This window comes from Photorhabdus sp. S10-54, assembly GCF_963878145.1.
In the GTDB taxonomy this organism is placed as follows: Bacteria; Pseudomonadota; Gammaproteobacteria; order Enterobacterales; family Enterobacteriaceae; genus Photorhabdus; species Photorhabdus kayaii.
On record NZ_CAWNXG010000029.1, the window covers coordinates 1 to 18,610 of the forward strand.

An 18,610-nucleotide genomic window follows, 5' to 3' on the forward strand; every position below is an offset into this window, starting at 1 on the left:
ATGGTCAAACAATGTGATTGTGGGGCACCAAGCCAAAGAAATAAGCTTAAGAAAGCCAGCTGGTGTGATGATTACCGTGCAAAAGTTTTCTTTGGCTGAATATCAAACAAAGTATGCTCGCGCCCTGATGCTGCCAGAGTCGCGGCGTCTTCTAAGAGAAGCGTTTTAGCTTCAGAAAACGGGATAATATCGTAATCATTATCAGACATTTTTAAGACTCCGTTTAACTTCTTTCATTCGTTTTAACAAATTCAGTTAATTACAGGATACACAATGGATAGCAGTATATTCGTCGCTCTAACGCACTTGACAAAAGTGTGTATTTACAGGGACTGCTACCGGAGACCTACAATCATTTTCTTCAGTCGTTTTACAACTCGTTTAAAAGGAGTTACATACATATTTTTCACACCAGAATAATCATCGTATTTTTCGCCAGTTGCACCAAAAGTCAACACTTCATCTGCCTGAGGCATAATTTGTGTTTTAAATAAGCGATCCCAAAATGAAAAAATAAAACCAAAATTTTTATCATGGTGTTTAACAGAACTACTATGATGTAATTGGTGATATGCAGGGCTAACAAGAATATCTCTAATAAAAGGAGGATATCTTAAGTAAACCATAGAATGTTGTAAATTCAAACCAAACATAAGAAGTAAAAACATAAATACATTTTGCCCAGCAAAAAGAATATACTCGTTCTGAGCATTGAAAAAATAAGACACTCCACCTGCATATACACCTGTAAATAAACTTGCTATCAGAATAAAAGATCCTTGATTTACAGGGTGCGACCTATAAGCAGTTAAAGGTGTAAGATTTTCAGCAATGTGATGAATTTTATGGAATTCCCACAACACCCTGATTTTATGATATATAAAATGTTCGAAAAAAACTGCAAAGTCAAAAACAATAATTGCTCCTAAAGTCAAAACCAAGTTGAGAGCTATGCCAGGAATAACATGAAAATGAGGAATGCCAATGAATGACAGGAGATTTATAGTTCCTTCTTTAAATAATAAATCTGACGATAAAATAAGGGAATATGTAAATCCAAACACTATCTTGTCGACAAAATAAAAAATGAAATCATCCTTTGATGATTTAGATGTTAATTTATGCGCTTTAACTACTATTTTGCTGACTTTTAATGGATTGACCGATTTATTTTTATAGGAATAAAACAAAACGGCAATCAAAAAAGCCATAAACAAATAGCCAATGAACAACCCATGACTTGGTGCAAAAAACACAGTTAATCTTTTAAAAAAAGGAATAGCAATATCCTGATATATAAAATCAAAATAACTACTGAGATTCTCCATATTTTTTCCATTTGTTTTAGTTTAAATTTGCAGAGAATCTGATTGACATTGTATGGTTTCAATCAGTCTTATAGCATCTAAAGATTTTTTTTGAAGTTCATCAAGTATATATTTGTCTTTATTTCCTTTGATGAAATCAATAAAATTATATACCATTCTGTGATGTTGTAGATCTTTAAGGAATATTTTTTTATATTCCTTATCAACCAATGGCTTTAGTCCCGATGTCATTTTTACTCTCAAAAATGGCAGCATCTTACCATAGACAAAGGAGCCGCAATATGGCATTACAAAATCTTGAATGCTAATCTCGCCCTTTTCACCAGATATTGTTACTTCCTGCCTAGCTGTAGAACCCCGATAGGATGAAGCTATACTGAAAGTTATATTAGAGCTTGTTAAACCTATAGCATTAAATTCGAGAATAGCTCCTGTCTCTTTCTTCAAAACAAATGAGTTTAATTTAGATATCTCTTTTCTTTCAATAAGCGATAAAATCATACGAATAGAGTATCAACCAAGATCGCCAAGGGCACCTTTATCCTCAAGATAAAGGTTAAATTTTATATGTGAATAATCAGTACTCGGCCAAAAAAATTTGAGTCGATTCTGACAATTTTGCCCACATGTTTATTTATTAGTTTCGGTAATGAATTATATAACTCATTATGCACAAAGTGCGTTTCATCCATCCAAATAATATTTCTCTCTTTTGAGAGTTCAATAAATTCCGAGAGAAACACAGATGAAGGCAAAGGCTTTTCAACTAAAGTATGCTTTTTATACTCGAGACATAATCTCATATAAAACTCTTTTGTTGAACTGGGAGTTGCAATATAAACTGCATCCAGTCCCGGATCTTCGAAAAAAGCTTCAGGTACATTGTAGCCTTTTCCTTTTCTGCTACAGAACTCGCCACAAAATGATTCTGCGTTATTTTTACTTCTTGATAATACAGAATAAACTTTAACACCAATATTAGCACAACTCTTAGCTATGACTTTTGCCATTAATCCTGTGCCAATAATTCCTAAATTAATCATAAAAGCACCTATAATCTAAATGTTCTGTTACTTCGACTTCAAAGGTTAAATTTTTAGGAACAATAATTTCATCACCAGATTGTACTAATGTCCTCTTTCCCTCAATGATAAAATAGGCTTCTCCACTATAAATCCTAAAATGCTCAGTAGTTTCCGCAAGCCAGCGATATTTACCTTTTACCATAAAACCAAAGGTCACCAGATTATCATATTCATCTTGAAAATTTCGGATCACAGATCTCCCGTCAAAAAAATATATGTCTCTATAAATTTATATCGGCCATTACACATAGTAAGTACTTAGCTCCTTTATATAATCATCGTCGATACTTAGTTTTTCTTTAAAAGGTGATGTGATAACTTCAGGTACAGGATCGTAACCAAGATGTAACCTTTTATCGAATCTTAATGATAAATCCCGTGTATAACACAAAATAAGTTGTAATCTATTTTTATATGGACAAGGCTCTCTCCAGTGTTCAAATTTCTTCCCGTCTAAAATCAGAAGGTCACCAGATTTCATATTTACCGGTTTGTTTTCTACGTATAAACTCCAATCAGCTTCCTCTTTAGTATGTATGCCAATCGAGATAATGTAATCTACAGAGTTTCTATCCTTATGCTTTGGAAGTGCATATTCCTTTTTATAATTCCATAAAAAAGAATAACTCGGATATACTTTTTCATTTACAATGTCTGATACTAAATCACAGTAATGGCTCAGCATGGCTTCAAAATAAGGTGTGGCATAATACATATGGGCTCTGGTTGAGTCATTATTCCCCTTTAAATGACCTAAATTTTCTGAGATAGCTAAATATCTGTAAATAATATTTATTTCTCGTTCTGTTATTGCATTTTCGATAACATGAACACCATTGAACATTAATCATCTCTCCATTATTTTATTAATGAAGTTATCATGTCGGTTTTTAATTCTGGTTTCAATTTCATCAGCCGGGATACCGCTGATATCTGACAGCCAGTTAACCCCATCTTTATTAACGTGCAATATTTTCTTAAAAGTAGTCAGATGATCTATAACCATTTCTTTTTTAGCGGGTGACTGCTCGATAAGCTCCCTAAAGTATGTAATTCCCATTTGAACATGTCTCGCTTCATCCTGCATTGCTCCCTTATATATCTGGCCGATTAAGCTTTTATCACCGAAAGCGTGAATAAAAATGTTAAATTGCTCTAGAGCACCATTCTCAAGAAAAACATGACTGAGAAATGTTTCATCAAAACTTCTTAATTTGGCAAAGTGTTCAATACATATATCCCTAGTTTTCGGTAAATCCTTTATGCTGCCATTTGCTAAAATTGCATATTTCGCGAAAAGTTCAGAGTGTCTGGCTTCATCATTAACAGCTTGGGCTAGTCCTATTTTCAACGAAAAATCACCACATTGAAGCAGTAACTCCACAGCATTTTGCATTCCCAAAATTTCAACATGAACAGATAAACTCGCAACGACTATAGCTGTCTCGTATAAGCTTTCAGGGATCAAATCTCTCCCGGCCAAGTTCCAATTCAGATTGCTATCCCATGTTTGCTTAGTTTTTCCTTTCAAGTACAAGTCATAGTGTTTTGCATTGATAAAATCAATATTACTAAGCTTATTTTGGTTGTACATATTTATTCCTCTCCTCAGTTAATTTATGCTTTTTAAATAAAAAATACAGAAATATCACAGCAAGCAAGATGCTTGTTAATCTAAAAGTGAATTCGATAGAAATGAGTTTTGCAATATACCCACCAATAATTGGCATCAAAATTGCCACTACAGATGAAATCTTCTGTATATCTCCTGTAGCTTTTCCTACGTGCTCAAAACCAATAATATTTCTTACACCGTATCTAATTGCGAAAAACGTCACACCAGAGGCGATACCAACGAGAAAAACCAATAAATAATATGTAGCATAGTGATATGTTTTTGCGTCTAAAAAACCAAATCCCCAAAAAGCCACAAAATTAGCCATAACGGAAAATAATAAGACATTCTTGGCTGACAACCTTTTAAGTAACCAGCCAGAAACTCGCGTTCCTACTATGCCACCGACCCCGAGAAGTGAAATTATGTAGCCTATACTACTTTGATTTTGCCCAATCTTCTCGAAGAAGATACCGAGCATATCATTGCTAAGAAAAAAGGCTAAGTTTGACAAAGTATAGGCCGAAACAAGTAAATATAAATCCGGTTTATTTCGCAATTGCTGTACGAATGAGAAACGTTCTACAGCAGTAACATTTATACTTTTATTTACATCAAGCCGAGAAGTATTATCAAAGTACGATGTCAACATGCCGACCAGATTAAATGCCATTGATAATAACAGGACAAACCATAACCCATAGTTTGTGTTTAGATATACAACAAGCAATGGAATGATTATTCTGCTAAAGTTGGTAATATATCCATAAATCTCATAAAATCTTTGAGATTCATTATTATCTACATTCAATTTTGTGTTTGATATTCCAAGCCCACACCGACAGGTTGTCTTGATTAATGTAATAACATAAAGAAATATAATTGGATCAGCTACAGATAGAAAAGGCATGGTAATGCCATTAATAAAGAACAACAATGTCCTCCAATTTAATACATTTCCTTTGTCAAACAGCTTGCCGAATAATCTACTTGCCACCAGAAATGGAGCAGCGAAGCAAGCACCCAATATCCCCATTTCGGATGGAGTAGCATGCAGGCTATATATAGCTATGATGCTTAAAATAGCGTAATCAAGATAAGTATCAAGTTCGTGGACACCTATACTAATGTACTTTTTCATCAGTTATCACCCAAGTGAGGATAGGTATAAATAAATTTTTACACCTATCCTTGGTTTTTAAAGTTTTATATTAGCTAGCTAGAGGTTGATAGTCCATGATGTCTCATTTTTAAACTTTAGGTTGATATATTGCCTTTAAAAATCATTCAAATACATACCACATAAAAGATTGAATAATATTTTATCGTATTAATCTCATTGCCCACTTTGCTTTTATTTAATATATCTATTTAGTAGTATCACTAAACTCTGAGCTAACTGCCCTTTAAACAGATCTGAGGTTAATTAAAAAAATAATCAATTCAATGTGAGGTAGTCATCACCTGACCTTGCTGAAAAGATACTATAGATTGTGAATATCAACACCCGCGATAGCGTCAATCCACCGACGAGATCAGCGGGTTTTTTTCATGTACAGAAAAAACTTAGTAGAATTATTTTGTTAATAACACTTTCTCAACACTAATCATATGAGATTCTATTAAATTTCTGTTTATAACAAACCTTTCTTAACTCCAGCAGAGCTGGTAAATATTCATCTTGAGGATAAAGGTGTTTTATTTACTCATCCCTTTAATAAAGTTTTCGCTGAGAAAGCGCTATCCCTAATTAATTGGTATAGATTCAAATCATACTTATATCCTTATTTAAATCATTCAACGAAAGAATATTTGCCAGGTACTGAATTTAAAAATGGCTTTGACTTATATTTGTTTGACTGTGAATTAATAGAACTATGTAACAAATACATATTAAGAATAGAAGTTAAAGCAAAAAGTATTTTTGACCAAATCATAACAAAGTATCTAAACGACCCTTTTTGGTATCTCAGTGATGATGTATTCACACCAAATAAAGCACCATATCAGGAAAGAATGGAAATAAAAGCGCTCATGGAGAAATCTACTCAGGAATTCGCTGTTTACTATAAAAATAATGTCTAAGACTTTGATAAGCCCATCAGAAAAGTTCGAAGTTGAATTTAAAAATCTCATAAATAAATACAGTTATATAAATATTTTAACTCATTCAATGGGAATTCCCTCAGGATGGGACAAGGAAAATATATGGAATTAAAAGATAGAATTTGCCTTTCTTAGTAACAAATTGAATCCCTATGATTTATCTAATCGTCAGAAGAACTAACATTGAGCCGCCGCATTCACTCGGCGGACGCTTCACTTTTCCAAACTACGCCAATAAAAATCTGTTATCTCATCAACCTTACAATGCTTCTCTACTAGCAAAATCAGTCAACAACCCAACAAACTCATCAGGATGAGAAATAAAAGGCGCATGAGCGGCATGACGCATCATAGCTGAAACTGAACTCGGCCATTTTTCATCAAGAATATTGAGGATTTTTCTTGGCACCAACCCATCCAGATAACCGTAAATCCGCAGGAATGGGATGGCAAGATCAGCCAAAGGCTCCCTTAAATCTTCGGTACGCAAAATTTCCAGACCAACATGCAGCACTTCGACAGAAGGCATCGGCTGCGCCAGCACAACAGATTTCAACAATCGCGCATCTTGACGGGCGCTATCTGTGCCTAATGTCTGTAAAGCAAGAAAACGCTCAACTGTGCGCTGGAAATCTTCACTCAACTGATGTTCGAAATCGCGCAAAACCTCCGGCTTAATCCCCGGCCAGTCACTTTCTGCGCTAAAATGCGGTGAAGAAGCCACGGTAATTAATCCGGCAACCTTATCCTGATGGTCAAGGGCAATCCGGCTGGCAACTAATCCTCCCAACGACCAACCTAGCCATAGCGCATTTTCAGGCGCATATCGCCAAACTTCATCCGCCATGTCAGCAAGATTCATCGGGCCATATTTCTGGCTACGGCCATAACCCGGTAAATCCACCAGATGCAAACGAAAATGCGGAGCGCATCGCATTTCAATGGAACGCCAAACTTCCGCATTCAGCCCCCATCCGTGCAGCAACACAAGATCACGCGAATCTCCCGCAGAAGTCTGCCAAAATAGATCAGCCATTGTTATTCTCAACTTTATTTGCCATCAAGGAAGAAACCTATGCTAACAATGGTTGGGTACTGTTGGCTATGCCGTCAGCCTCTTTGGTTTCCACATCATGGAGTATGCAGTTTTTGCAACAAGCGGCTGAAACGTTTGACAAACATGTGCCCGTGCTGCGCTCTACCCTCAGAACTCTCTTCACTGCCTTGTGGACGCTGCCTCAAAAAACCGCCTCTATGGGAAAATATGATAGCGATTACCGACTACTGCCCACCACTGAGTGGCCTGATTCGTCGCTATAAATATCACGGTACCCCACAACTTGCGTCAGTTCTGGCGCGTCTGTTTCTGCTGCACTGGCAACAGGGCTATCGTGATGGACGATGGTATAAACCCAACATTCTGCTCAGTGTGCCACTGCATCGACGCCGGCGCTGGAAACGGGGATTTGATCAAAGTGTATTAATGGCAAAGCAGTTATCAGAATGGCTACAATGCGATTACCAGCAAAGCTTTCTACAGCGGACGCATGCTACACTACCGCAAAGAAATTTATCGGCAGCACGGCGTAAAATTAATCTCAGGAAAGCATTTCAGCTTTGTGGCTCCGTCGCAGGACAACATGTCGCCATACTTGATGATGTGATTACCACCGGTGCGACCATGACTGAAATTTCCCGTTTGTTAATTCGTGCTGGTGCCCATTCAGTGCAGGTCTGGGCGATTTGTCGAACCTTGTAGTCAATACGAGAATGGGCGTATTATAACCAACTATAGCAGTCAACTATTGAGCAAATGATATGATTAATATTACTGAAGCAGCACAAGCTCATTTTGCCAAATTACTGGCAAACCAAGAACCGGGTACACAAATTCGTGTATTTGTCATCAATCCAGGCACACCTACCGCTGAGTGCGGCGTATCTTACTGCCCGCCTGATGCTGTTGAAGCAACAGATACTGAATTGAAATTTGATCAACTGTCAGCTTACGTTGACGAACTGAGCGCCCCTTTCCTTGAAGAAGCTGAAATTGATTTTGTCACCGATCAGTTAGGCTCTCAGCTAACATTAAAAGCCCCTAACGCCAAAATGCGTAAAGTTTCTGATGATTCCCCACTTGTCGAACGTGTGGAATACGTTTTGCAGTCACAAATTAATCCACAGTTAGCCGGTCACGGTGGCCGCGTTAGCCTGATGGAAATCACGGATGATGGTTTTGCTATCCTTCAATTCGGCGGCGGCTGTAATGGCTGTTCAATGGTTGATGTCACCCTGAAAGAAGGGATTGAAAAAGAGTTGCTGAACATGTTCCCGGAACTAAAAGGGGTAAAAGACTTGACTGAACACCAACGCGGTGAACATTCTTATTACTAATAACGTATTACTGATCACTTATTACTGATAACAAATTTTCCCGCTCGGATAATCGTCGGGAAAACATTATTACAATAATAATCTAACGGGATAATCTCTAAGTTTTCAAGAGCAAGTCAAAATATATATGGAACATTTTCAAACCATCAGCCCTGAGCAGGCTTATCAACACTGGCAGGATAAATCCGCCATTATGGTGGATATCCGCGATCCACAGAGTTTCCGGGCGGGTCATGCATGTAATGCTTTTCATTTAACCAACGACACATTGAATGAATTTATGTTACAGGCCAATTTCGAGCAGCCGGTTATGGTTATGTGTTATCACGGTCATAGCAGCCAGAATGCCGCTCAGTATTTATTAAACATCGGTTTTGAAGCTGTCTACAGCATTAATGGCGGTTTTGAAGCTTGGCGCAGAGACTATCCTCACGCTGTTGACTCCTTACCTAATCCGGCATAACACACCTCATGATCCGCGTAATCGCTATTTCAAACCCGCGTCTAGCGCAAGCCTTTATCGATTATATGGCAACCCATCAGGTCCATCTCACTATGCGCCCCAGTCACGATGAGCAACACGTCGAACTATGGCTGGAAGATGACACTAAACTTACTCTAGTTCAGCAAGAGCTAGAGCAATTTACCCGCGATCCGCTAAATGAACGTTATCAAGCGGCCAGTTGGCAATCTGGCGATGTGAATCACCCATTGAAGTACCACAATAATCTGAATTGGCAATATTTAAGTCGTCAGGCAGGTCCGTTAACCATCACGGTTTTGTTCCTAAATATCGTCGTTTATCTCTGGATGCAATTTGCCGGTGATGATCAGGTGATGTCTTGGCTGGCATGGCCTGACGATAGCCAACATATGGAACTATGGCGTTGGGTCACTCACGGCTTACTGCACTTCTCACTACTGCATATCATCTTTAATCTCATGTGGTGGTGGTATCTTGGCGGGCAAACAGAAAAGCACCTCGGTACAGGAAAACTGTTTGTCATTATGATTGTTTCCGCTGTTTTCAGCGGCTGGGGACAATCATTATTCAGTGGTTCTCATTTTGGCGGCCTTTCTGGGGTTGTTTACGCTTTAATTGGTTATGTCTGGCTAACCGGTGAACGTGCTCCCGAACGTGGTATCGGTGTTCCCCGTGGTTTGATGGCTTTTTCGATCTTCTGGCTGATTGTTGGATACTTCGATGCATTTGGACTATCGATTGCCAACGCCGCCCATTTCTCCGGTTTAATTATCGGTTTACTGATGGCGTTGTGGGATAACCGTCATACATTCAAAAATAATAACCGACACTTTTAGACACTTAGAGGACTATCGTGAAGCAAACTCAACGGCATGATGCAATAGTTGAGCTGGTACGCCTTCAGGGCTACGTCAGCACTGAAGAGTTGGTTGAACACTTTAATGTCAGCCCCCAGACTATCCGCCGTGATTTGAACGACTTGGCAGATAAAAACAAAATACAGCGGCATCACGGCGGTGCCGCATTGCCATCAAGTTCGGTTAATACTGCCTATCATGACCGCAAGATCATGTGGTCAGAAGAGAAAGCACGTATTGCGCAACGTGTTGCTAGCCATATCCCGGATGGCGCAACGCTGTTTATTGATATTGGCACCACACCCGAAGCTGTCGCTCACGCACTGTTAAATCATAAAGCTCTGCGGATTGTCACTAACAACCTCAATGTCGCTACCCTGTTGATGACAAAAGAAGACTTTCGTTTAATTCTGGCGGGTGGGGAGATTCGTTCCCGTGATGGCGGGATTATCGGTGAAGCCACACTGGATTTTATTTCTCAGTTTCGGCTTGATTACGGCATTCTCGGCATCAGTGGCATTGACATGGATGGCTCATTACTGGAATTTGATTACCATGAAGTACGCATAAAGCGCGCAATTATCGAAAACTCCCGTTGTGTTATGTTAGTCACTGACCATTCTAAATTTGGCCGCAATGCTATGGTTAATCTGGGTAACATGAATCTCATTGATCATCTATTTACTGACCAACTTCCCCCGCCAAGCATCCAGAAAGTGATTGAGCAATATAACGTGCAGCTCGAACTCTGCTAAGAATTTTTTCTATATTCAGGGGATAGCACTATCCCCTATCTCCTTGCCGTTCCACAATTACACCATCTTTTAGCTTCTTCATTAATACCATGTAAATCATATGGATAAGGTAATATTTGTTATCTATATCACGTGAACATATTTTTTCTTAGCAAATAGTTGGCTATTGATCGATTTCTGATTACAATCTTGAGCGAAAGCGAGCATTAAAGAACTATTTCGAACATTTTAGGGGGATGCATGGAGACTAAAGACTTGATTGTGATCGGCGGCGGGATCAACGGTGCCGGAATTGCGGCAGATGCTGCTGGCCGGGGACTCTCTGTTCTGTTGCTGGAAGCACAAGACTTAGCCAAAGCCACATCATCCGCCAGTTCAAAACTGATCCACGGTGGCTTACGCTATCTAGAACATTATGAATTCCGTCTGGTCAGCGAAGCGCTGGCAGAACGTGAAGTTTTACTGAACCTTGCACCACACATCGCTTTTCCGATGCGTTTCCGCCTGCCGCACCAGCCACATTTGCGTCCAGCATGGATGATCCGTATTGGCCTGTTCCTCTATGACAATTTGGGCAAACGTGTCAGCCTGCCTGGCAGTAAAGGGCTAAAATTCGGTGCCAATTCTGTTCTGAAACCAGAATTGGTCCGTGGCTTTGAATATTCTGACTGCTGGGTTGATGATGCTCGTTTAGTTGTCCTTAACGCTCAAGAAGTCAAAAAACGTGGCGGGGAAGTCCGTACCCGAACAAAAGTGACCCGTGCATGGCGCGAACAAGAGGGTTGGATGGTTGAAGCCGAAGATCTGCGTACAGGTAAGACCTATACTTGGCGTGCAAAAGGTCTGGTTAATGCTACCGGCCCCTGGGTTAAAGAATTCTTTGACGATGGCCTGAAATTGAAATCACCTTATGGTATTCGCCTGATCAAAGGCAGCCATATTGTGGTGCCAAGAGTGCATGATGAGCCGCAAGCTTATATTCTGCAAAACGAAGATCACCGTATCGTATTTGTTATTCCCTGGATGGATGAATTTTCCATTATCGGAACCACCGATGTGGAATATCAAGGTGATCCAAAAGAAGCGAAGATTGACGATCAGGAGATTAATTATCTGCTGAGAGTTTACAACGACCACTTCAAGAAACAACTTAGCCGTGACGATATCGTCTGGACCTATTCTGGCGTACGTCCACTGTGCGATGATGAATCCGATTCACCTCAGGCAATTACGCGCGACTATACCCTTGACATTCATGATGAACAGGGCAAAGCACCATTACTGTCTGTGTTCGGCGGTAAATTAACTACTTACCGTAAGCTGGCAGAACACGCAACCGAGAAGCTCATGCAATATTATCCCAATGCCGGAAAAGCCTGGACCAAAAATGGTCAGTTACCGGGGGGTAATCTGGAAGGGTGCGATCGTGATGGTTATGCCCGTTTATTGCGTAAACGTTACAACTGGTTACCGGAAGGTGTTGCTGTACGTTATGCGCGTACTTACGGCAGCAACAGCGAACTGATTCTGCAAGGTGCTAATAATCTGGCAGATCTGGGTGAATCTTTCGGCCACGGTTTGTATGAAGCAGAGCTTCGTTATCTGGTTGATAATGAGTGGGTTGTTGAACTGGATGACGCAATCTGGCGCCGGACCAAATTGGGTATGTGGCTGAATGAAGAACAGAAGCAGCGCGTTGCAGCATGGTTGGCGGAGAATGCTAAACCACGTAGCGAGATTTGATTTTTCTTCACAGAAAATCATTGATCTTCCAGTTTAGAAAACGCGACTACCGCGAGAATATTAAAAACTTTCTCGCGGTTTTTATTACGTTGAACTTACGTCCTATTTTTCCAAACGTTATATTAGTCTTTACAATTCAAAATTGACACACAAATTAGCAAAATATTATATATATTAAGTGTAAAATACTGCCCTATTCTCCATGTTGGAGCAATTAACCTACGAACATTTTAAGATTCTTATATAAATAATACTTTTGATTCTTTTATATTATGGAGATAATATAGACACTTCTATTAACTGTTATGGGATTAATATAGGATGTTTATATGAGCTTTTCTATTTACTTAAAACTAACTGGCCGCAAACAAGGGTTAATATCATCAGGGTGTTCAACATCTGACTCCATAGGAAATAGATATCAAATTGGACATGAAGATGAAATTCAAGTTTTATCTTTCGTTCATAGTCTAACTAGAGAACAAAATTCTGATCATCACCCAGTAGATTTCATAAAAATAATAGATAAATCATCTCCTCTACTTGGCATAGCTATTTCTAATAATGAAGTTTTAAATGCTTTTTTTGATTTTTACAGAATTAATTCTTTTGGTGTTATGGAAAAGTTCTACACCGTTGAGTTAAGAGATGCTTCTATTGTTGATATATGTGCTAATTATCCTCACAGTATAGACAGTTCAAATGCAATACCATTTGAAACTATTTCTCTAGCATACAAAAGCATAACATGGAAACACCACATAGCTGGAACTTCAGGCTATAGTATATGGGATGATAGAGTGTACTAACACATTATTAATCAATGCCATACCTTATTGTTGAAGTTATTTTAACTTCAACAGTTTTTTCTTTACTTTTATTGTAACAAAATACGACGCTATAAGAATAATTATCCCTCCAATTATACCAAACCCTTCTGGGGTAATTACAAACCATGCTAAACAAAGAGCAAATGTTATGAAAATTCCAACAAGATCTATTACAAAAGATTTAATCAAGTCCATTTTTCTTCACCAATTATCTCATGTTAAGTTAAAGGTAAATTAGTCTTTCTATTTCATCTAAAAGTAATTTTTCATCTTCTAAGGTTATGATATTTTTTCTATAAATATTTATTAATTTCGACATGTATGGTTCAACCAAAAAATAAAGCATTTCTAACCCCTTTTTCTTTAAGGCTAAATATGTCACAGGGGATTCTATTTTTAATTTTCGTGCAGATCTAGCTGCTTTTTCAAAGATCCCATAAATAGCAAGGGAGTTTATTGATATGTTTAAAAATGTTGCTATTTTTGCCTTTACAGATGGAAGTGCATTTATCTTAACCGATATTAAACTTGTTATTGCAGTAGCTACACTAATCTTTGTTGCTGTTTGAACGCCATATGTTGCTACTACTAAATTAAATTTCTCAGATATAATTCTTTGTGTTCTCTCAGGAATAAAATCATACATTGTATTTATGATTGTAAACACAATATCATAAATGACATCTCCTTTTTTAAAAATCGTCTTAATAGCTGCATCAATCATTCTCTGGTCTTCATTGGATATCTGCTTACCATAAATATCTTTATACAAAAAAGCTTGAGAGTTTCTCAATCTAACTAAACCTAAATAAATATCCTCCATAGTTGAATATACAATTGGTGCAGATTTTCTTGTTACATTATCTATGTTTTTTGCTATAACATGATCAGCCTGTTTTTTGTATGACAGATAATCCATAATAGAACTCCTTAGCCACCTATAGAATAGTCATTACAACATAGACATTTTCATTAATATAACTAATATGTCAATAGAAAAAGATAATAGATGTCACAGTTTCTCATAGATAGTAAGTGCAACATAACTACGCTACGAGCAAATAGGCCCGTATTCCTTTAAGCCATTCATAATCTCATTGGCATGATCTTTAAACCTTATGTTATGCAATACTTGCAATCATACCGTCAATATCCTATAAATATTTAGTATCAAATAACGACTTCATAGCAGTCATTGCCACTCCTTGCGTAAATTATTTTGATATTCCAATCCATCCGATTTTTTATCCCCCCACAAACCGAAAGCACTATTATTCTGTTCTGAAATATTAGCATCAAGATAAGCATCTATTGCTTTTCGGATCTGTGCAGCACGTGACTTATCAGGAGAACGTTCCTTCAAAATCTCAAGCTTCCTAATCGTTTCTTCCGGTAAATCTATATTAATTCTTACCATAGCAACCATATTTATTTCCTCTTATCAGATATCAGGTGTATGTATCGTATACCTCATTAGTTCGACTGTCTATTTTTTGGTCCAAAAAATTATTTTGATAACTAATCAACAAATTTTACTCTGAAAATAGCAATTGATCATGTAAACAAAACATTTAAAACATGTGACTTTTCCATTTGCAATAATACCTAAAATAGCCTATAAATAAAGCTATTACATACATATTGATACGGCTTTTTTAATTCTATCTTTGATTAATATACGGAGATGAGAATAATCATATTTGATACTACTGCCAACTATCTCTTTGATTAACTAAAAATTCAAATAAAAACAAATTCTTAAGTTATTTTTAGGGAATAAAATTAACAAACGACTTGGTAGCAATAGGTCCCCCCCAAATTATAACTAGCGAGATATTACATGATTATAGATATGAATATTAATGAATTATTAACAGCCGAAGCCTCATTTATGCTGGGAACCCTGACGTTAGAATCTAACATTATCGGGGTTATGAAATACGAAGATGGCGCCATTTTGATAACCCAAGATAGTCCGTTCTACCCGAAGAACTATAAGTGGCCAGACCAACTACATGATAATGGCATAATCTCAATAGATGATAAAGAACTCGCCGTGACAAAAGTTTATACCACTGGCCTTATTGATGGTCATTTATATATAGACCAGGAAATAACGAAACAAGCAACACCGCCAGCTAAAATTATGCCAGCACACTACTTACCTGATTTACAGGGAATTTCTGAAAGAGATCTCATAGGGAAAACGGTAACTCTATCTGTGAACGATAAGACAAGATATAGGGTAAGTGCCACACACTCGATGGCTCACTTTATGTCTCTTTCTTTGAATAAAGCAACTAATCATATATGGTCTAAAGTATACGATACCGATGATTTAGGAAACTATAATTTAGATAAAGCCGCCATTTACCAATCTTCTATCACAGAACTTCAATCCATTGATATTTATCGCTTTGGTAAATCGATCAAAAAGAAAGGATTTGATGAAAATATATTAATTGAAAACCTAGATAAAATTAATAGGGAAGTTAATAACACACTTAATAATTGGTTATCTCAGGGTGCGGAAATAACCATTGAATATCAATCAAAAGAGATTAATGATACCAGATTATGGAAATCTACAATTGATTCTACGGTGGTCACTATCCCATGCGGAGGCACTCATATAAATAATATTAATGAGGTCAAAGGCGTAAATGTTGAAATAAAGATCGGTGAATCTGCTGATTTTATTCAAATAACGACTCGTTGTGAAATATAGAGCCATGAGCCTCAATTTGCTTTATTTATTTTTTATCTTATACCCTATGGATTTCAAGATGCATCGCGACGGCAAGGGAGCGAATCCCCGGGAGCATAGATAACTATGTGACCGGGGTGAGTGAGTGCAGCCAACAAAGAGGCAACTTGAAAGATAACGGGTATATATAATACTGGGCCAAAATTGGCCTATTATCAATAAATCGGTGCTAAGATTATGACATATTATAACTATCAAACATCGCTAATCTAAAGTTTATTCCTTATAATAAATAAAAAAGCAAAACCTTCTCATAAATCTATTTTATAAGGATTGAATGACTAATAGAATAACTGCAAAAAAAGAAGCAGATTTTCAAGTTCCTTCTTATAACCTATATCCCTCATCCTCTTACGCAAATAAAATATTTCATGAATATACTTCTACATAAATTAAATACTTCTCTGTTGTTCTACCATAAGAAATATCAATCTTTCTGTAATAAATCTTTGACAGTATATCCTTGATTGGGATGATTCGGTGTTTGTGGAAATGCCATCATTAGGTTCTGCTTATTAAGCAGTAGTTTTATATGGTGCTGTCTGAGATTCTTTGCAGAACGATTAAGTAGTATGCTTAACACATCAATACGGATATAGTGAGACTCACAAAGTTTCATAATAATCGATTGCATTTGTTCTAGCTCTAATCGACGATTTTCATAAGCTGGGTTTCAATTGCATTAAGATATTTTCAGGTATCAAGCTCACTGTCGGTAATTCTAACAAAGTTTGTTCTGGTGTCTGACGTTCATATAAATTAGGCCGACGCCAGTCAGCAGAAGACCATCCACTATACCCAATGGATTTCAAGATGCATCGCGACGGCAAGGGAGTGAATCCCCGGGAGCATAGATAACTATGTGACCGGGGTGAGCGAGTGCAGCCAACAAAGAGGTAACTTGAAAGATGACGGGTATATATATTTGTAACCCAGCATGCTTACGTTTCATAAGATTTCAAATGGAGACGCTAAATGTATATCTATCAATTACACAACTGCTATAATGACTGTCTACCAATTTGCTACACAGGTGATTTATGAGAACACAACCTAAAGAAACCCCGATCAACATCCGGGCGAAAGCCTTCCAGCGGGAGCTTATTGACCATGCAGCAAACCTGCTCTCAAAGACCCGAACTGATTTCATCTTGGATGCTGCCTGCCGCGCAGCCGAAGATGCCATACTCGATCAGCGCCACTTTTTCGTTAACGACGAAAAATACCATGTGTTCATGCAGATGCTGGAACAACCGCTTTCTGATAATGAAGGTTTTAAAAAACTGATGGGATATAAAGCTCCGTGGGAATAAGCACACCTGAAATATTAACGGCTGAACATAATATAAATGATTTTTATTGCCAGCATGAAACATTAAACGAATGGCTTTCACGCCGGGCTTTAAAAAATAATAAGCTCGGCGCGAGCCGCACACTTGTTATTTGCAAGGAAGGTACAAAAGACGTTATCGGTTATTATTGTCTAAGCGCCGGTTCAATTAATCATATTGAATCTACACCATCGCTTAAACGCAATATGCCAGATCCTATCCCTGTAGTGCTTCTCGGCCGTCTGGCTGTCGATGTGGAATATCAGGGGAAGAAGCTCGGGGCATTGCTTCTCCAAGATGCTTGGAAGCGTGTCGCCAGCACGGCAGAACAGGTGGGCATTTCGGCTATAATCGTCCACGCACTTGATGAGAGCGCTCGAACGTTCTATACGCGTCTTGGCTTCGCCCAGTCACCGTTGGAGCCATACACGCTGATGCTTCCATTAGGCAAACAGAAGTGACTGTTCCCCGCCGTAAAAACGGCGAGCTCTCTTGCTCTGTTTCTAACCGCTTAAGCTTACCAGATAATTAAATAACAGGTCATTAGAAGTTCAAATATCACCACTTAACAAAATTGAAAATTATTAAATACCAAAAAGAATTTTTACTAAATCCTTTCTTCTCTTTGGCATATTATCGGAATAATATTTTATTCCAATGCAATAATAACTACTCCTTAAGTATTAACCAAATCCACCGCTTCACGAGTCAGGCGGCCAATTTCCTGCCAATTTCGGTTATCCACCAGCGCTTGACTAACCATCCATGAACCACCACACGCCACAATACGCGGTACAGCAAGATAATCGCGGATATTGTTTGGTCCGATACCTCCAGTAGGCATAATTTGCAGTTCGGTATAAGGTGCTAATATTGCTTTAATCATTGGCAAACCTCCAGAAGGTTCTGCCGGGAAGAATTTCAGCAGTTTTAACCCCAATTCCATTGCGCCTTCAATCGCACTTGGATTATTCACACCCGGAATAATAGGAATATTTAATTGCTGACAGGCTTTGACCGTATTTGGATTAAAACCCGGAGAAACCATAAAATCGGCGCCAGCCTGTTTCGCAGCAACCACTTGTTCACGATTCAGGACGGTTCCCGCACCAATCAGCATATTCGGCTGAGCCTCTCTCAACAGACGAATAGCTTCCGCCGCTACCGTAGAACGGAAAGTAATTTCCGCTACCGGCAAACCATTATCAGCTAACACCTTACCTAGCGGAATAATATCTTCCGCACGCTCAACAGTAATCACAGGTACAATTTTTAACTGGTGCAACTGCTCAATCATCTGTCTCATCGATTTTTC

Annotated in this window: 23 protein-coding genes; 11 read left to right on the plus strand and 12 right to left on the minus strand. The window is 38.2% G+C overall.

Annotation, left to right across the window (positions count from 1 at the left end; translation table 11 throughout):
• Positions 1-335 precede the first annotated feature (335 nt).
• The 7 genes from AACQ83_RS15440 to AACQ83_RS15470 all read right to left on the minus strand — a co-directional run bounded on the left by AACQ83_RS15440 (position 336) and on the right by AACQ83_RS15470 (position 5,169).
• Complete coding sequence (locus tag AACQ83_RS15440; protein ID WP_112878432.1) at positions 336-1,328, minus strand: sterol desaturase family protein; 993 nt, start codon at positions 1,326-1,328, stop codon at positions 336-338.
• A 21-nt stretch (positions 1,329-1,349) separates the two neighbouring features.
• Positions 1,350-1,829, minus strand: a complete 480-nt coding sequence (locus AACQ83_RS15445; protein ID WP_112878433.1) for a hypothetical protein — start codon at positions 1,827-1,829, stop codon at positions 1,350-1,352.
• 62 nt (positions 1,830-1,891) lie between these two features.
• A complete protein-coding gene (locus AACQ83_RS15450; protein WP_112878434.1) occupies positions 1,892-2,371 on the minus strand; it encodes a Gfo/Idh/MocA family protein in 480 nt (159 codons plus the stop codon).
• The gene (locus tag AACQ83_RS15455) at positions 2,364-2,606 is read right to left on the minus strand and encodes a pyrimidine/purine nucleoside phosphorylase (RefSeq protein WP_158537785.1); all 243 of its coding nucleotides are present in this window, start codon (positions 2,604-2,606) and stop codon (positions 2,364-2,366) included. Before AACQ83_RS15455 ends, AACQ83_RS15450 begins: the two co-directional genes overlap by 8 nt.
• 48 nt (positions 2,607-2,654) lie before the next feature.
• Positions 2,655-3,257, minus strand: coding sequence for a hypothetical protein (locus AACQ83_RS15460; RefSeq protein ID WP_112878436.1), 603 nt, complete (start codon positions 3,255-3,257; stop codon positions 2,655-2,657).
• 3 nt (positions 3,258-3,260) lie between these two features.
• Positions 3,261-4,007, minus strand: coding sequence for a ferritin-like domain-containing protein (locus AACQ83_RS15465; protein WP_112878437.1), 747 nt, complete (start codon positions 4,005-4,007; stop codon positions 3,261-3,263).
• The gene (locus tag AACQ83_RS15470; protein WP_112878438.1) at positions 3,991-5,169 is read right to left on the minus strand and encodes an MFS transporter; all 1,179 of its coding nucleotides are present in this window, start codon (positions 5,167-5,169) and stop codon (positions 3,991-3,993) included. Before AACQ83_RS15470 ends, AACQ83_RS15465 begins: the two co-directional genes overlap by 17 nt.
• 608 nt (positions 5,170-5,777) lie before the next feature.
• On the opposite strand from AACQ83_RS15470, the gene AACQ83_RS15475 reads away from it, so the two are divergent.
• Positions 5,778-6,113 carry an Abi family protein gene (locus AACQ83_RS15475; RefSeq protein ID WP_240000829.1) on the plus strand — a complete coding sequence of 112 codons (336 nt, stop codon included), beginning with the start codon at positions 5,778-5,780 and terminating at the stop codon, positions 6,111-6,113.
• Between the two features lie 280 nt (positions 6,114-6,393).
• Here the strand turns inward: AACQ83_RS15475 and bioH are convergent, their stop codons facing one another.
• Positions 6,394-7,170 (minus strand): pimeloyl-ACP methyl ester esterase BioH, encoded by a 777-nt coding sequence (gene bioH / locus AACQ83_RS15480; protein ID WP_112878440.1) that lies wholly within the window; start codon positions 7,168-7,170, stop codon positions 6,394-6,396.
• 39 nt (positions 7,171-7,209) lie between these two features.
• Here bioH and gntX point away from each other — a divergent pair, with 39 nt between their 5' ends.
• From gntX to AACQ83_RS15515, 7 genes are all read left to right on the plus strand, one after another.
• Complete coding sequence (gntX, locus tag AACQ83_RS15485) at positions 7,210-7,893, plus strand: DNA utilization protein GntX (RefSeq protein WP_112878441.1); 684 nt, start codon at positions 7,210-7,212, stop codon at positions 7,891-7,893.
• A gap of 59 nt (positions 7,894-7,952) precedes the next feature.
• A complete protein-coding gene (gene nfuA, locus AACQ83_RS15490; protein ID WP_112878442.1) occupies positions 7,953-8,528 on the plus strand; it encodes a Fe-S biogenesis protein NfuA in 576 nt (191 codons plus the stop codon).
• 127 nt (positions 8,529-8,655) lie between these two features.
• Entirely contained in the window at positions 8,656-8,991 is a 336-nt protein-coding gene (glpE, locus tag AACQ83_RS15495) for a thiosulfate sulfurtransferase GlpE (RefSeq protein ID WP_112878443.1), read from the plus strand.
• Between the two features lie 8 nt (positions 8,992-8,999).
• Positions 9,000-9,848 carry a rhomboid family intramembrane serine protease GlpG gene (gene glpG, locus AACQ83_RS15500; RefSeq protein WP_112878444.1) on the plus strand — a complete coding sequence of 283 codons (849 nt, stop codon included), beginning with the start codon at positions 9,000-9,002 and terminating at the stop codon, positions 9,846-9,848.
• A gap of 17 nt (positions 9,849-9,865) precedes the next feature.
• Positions 9,866-10,624 (plus strand): DeoR/GlpR family transcriptional regulator, encoded by a 759-nt coding sequence (locus AACQ83_RS15505; RefSeq protein ID WP_112878445.1) that lies wholly within the window; start codon positions 9,866-9,868, stop codon positions 10,622-10,624.
• A 240-nt stretch (positions 10,625-10,864) separates the two neighbouring features.
• A complete protein-coding gene (gene glpD, locus AACQ83_RS15510; protein ID WP_112878446.1) occupies positions 10,865-12,367 on the plus strand; it encodes a glycerol-3-phosphate dehydrogenase in 1,503 nt (500 codons plus the stop codon).
• A 329-nt stretch (positions 12,368-12,696) separates the two neighbouring features.
• A complete protein-coding gene (locus AACQ83_RS15515; RefSeq protein WP_112878447.1) occupies positions 12,697-13,176 on the plus strand; it encodes an Hcp family type VI secretion system effector in 480 nt (159 codons plus the stop codon).
• Positions 13,177-13,420: 244 nt separating this feature from the next.
• Here AACQ83_RS15515 and AACQ83_RS15520 read toward each other — a convergent pair whose 3' ends face one another.
• Together AACQ83_RS15520 and AACQ83_RS15525 are read right to left on the minus strand one after the other, a co-directional pair.
• Positions 13,421-14,116 (minus strand): hypothetical protein, encoded by a 696-nt coding sequence (locus AACQ83_RS15520; RefSeq protein ID WP_112878449.1) that lies wholly within the window; start codon positions 14,114-14,116, stop codon positions 13,421-13,423.
• 273 nt (positions 14,117-14,389) lie between these two features.
• The gene (locus AACQ83_RS15525) at positions 14,390-14,623 is read right to left on the minus strand and encodes a ribbon-helix-helix protein, CopG family (protein WP_232832401.1); all 234 of its coding nucleotides are present in this window, start codon (positions 14,621-14,623) and stop codon (positions 14,390-14,392) included.
• A 426-nt stretch (positions 14,624-15,049) separates the two neighbouring features.
• On the opposite strand from AACQ83_RS15525, the gene AACQ83_RS15530 reads away from it, so the two are divergent.
• Complete coding sequence (locus tag AACQ83_RS15530; RefSeq protein WP_240000825.1) at positions 15,050-15,925, plus strand: hypothetical protein; 876 nt, start codon at positions 15,050-15,052, stop codon at positions 15,923-15,925.
• Between the two features lie 466 nt (positions 15,926-16,391).
• Here AACQ83_RS15530 and AACQ83_RS15535 read toward each other — a convergent pair whose 3' ends face one another.
• Positions 16,392-16,598 (minus strand): hypothetical protein, encoded by a 207-nt coding sequence (locus AACQ83_RS15535; protein ID WP_240000826.1) that lies wholly within the window; start codon positions 16,596-16,598, stop codon positions 16,392-16,394.
• A 406-nt stretch (positions 16,599-17,004) separates the two neighbouring features.
• Here AACQ83_RS15535 and AACQ83_RS15540 point away from each other — a divergent pair, with 406 nt between their 5' ends.
• Together AACQ83_RS15540 and AACQ83_RS15545 are read left to right on the plus strand one after the other, a co-directional pair.
• Positions 17,005-17,277: a type II toxin-antitoxin system TacA family antitoxin gene (locus AACQ83_RS15540; protein ID WP_046396352.1), complete on the plus strand. Its 273-nt coding sequence runs from the start codon at positions 17,005-17,007 to the stop codon at positions 17,275-17,277.
• Positions 17,268-17,756 carry a GNAT family N-acetyltransferase gene (locus tag AACQ83_RS15545; protein ID WP_112878451.1) on the plus strand — a complete coding sequence of 163 codons (489 nt, stop codon included), beginning with the start codon at positions 17,268-17,270 and terminating at the stop codon, positions 17,754-17,756. The genes AACQ83_RS15540 and AACQ83_RS15545 overlap by 10 nt, the downstream gene beginning before the upstream one ends.
• A 215-nt stretch (positions 17,757-17,971) precedes the next feature.
• On the opposite strand, the gene AACQ83_RS15550 is transcribed toward AACQ83_RS15545, so the two are convergent.
• On the minus strand, positions 17,972-18,601 hold the full coding sequence (locus tag AACQ83_RS15550; protein WP_112878452.1) for a bifunctional 4-hydroxy-2-oxoglutarate aldolase/2-dehydro-3-deoxy-phosphogluconate aldolase: 630 nt from the start codon (positions 18,599-18,601) through the stop codon (positions 17,972-17,974).
• Positions 18,602-18,610: the final 9 nt, after the last annotated feature.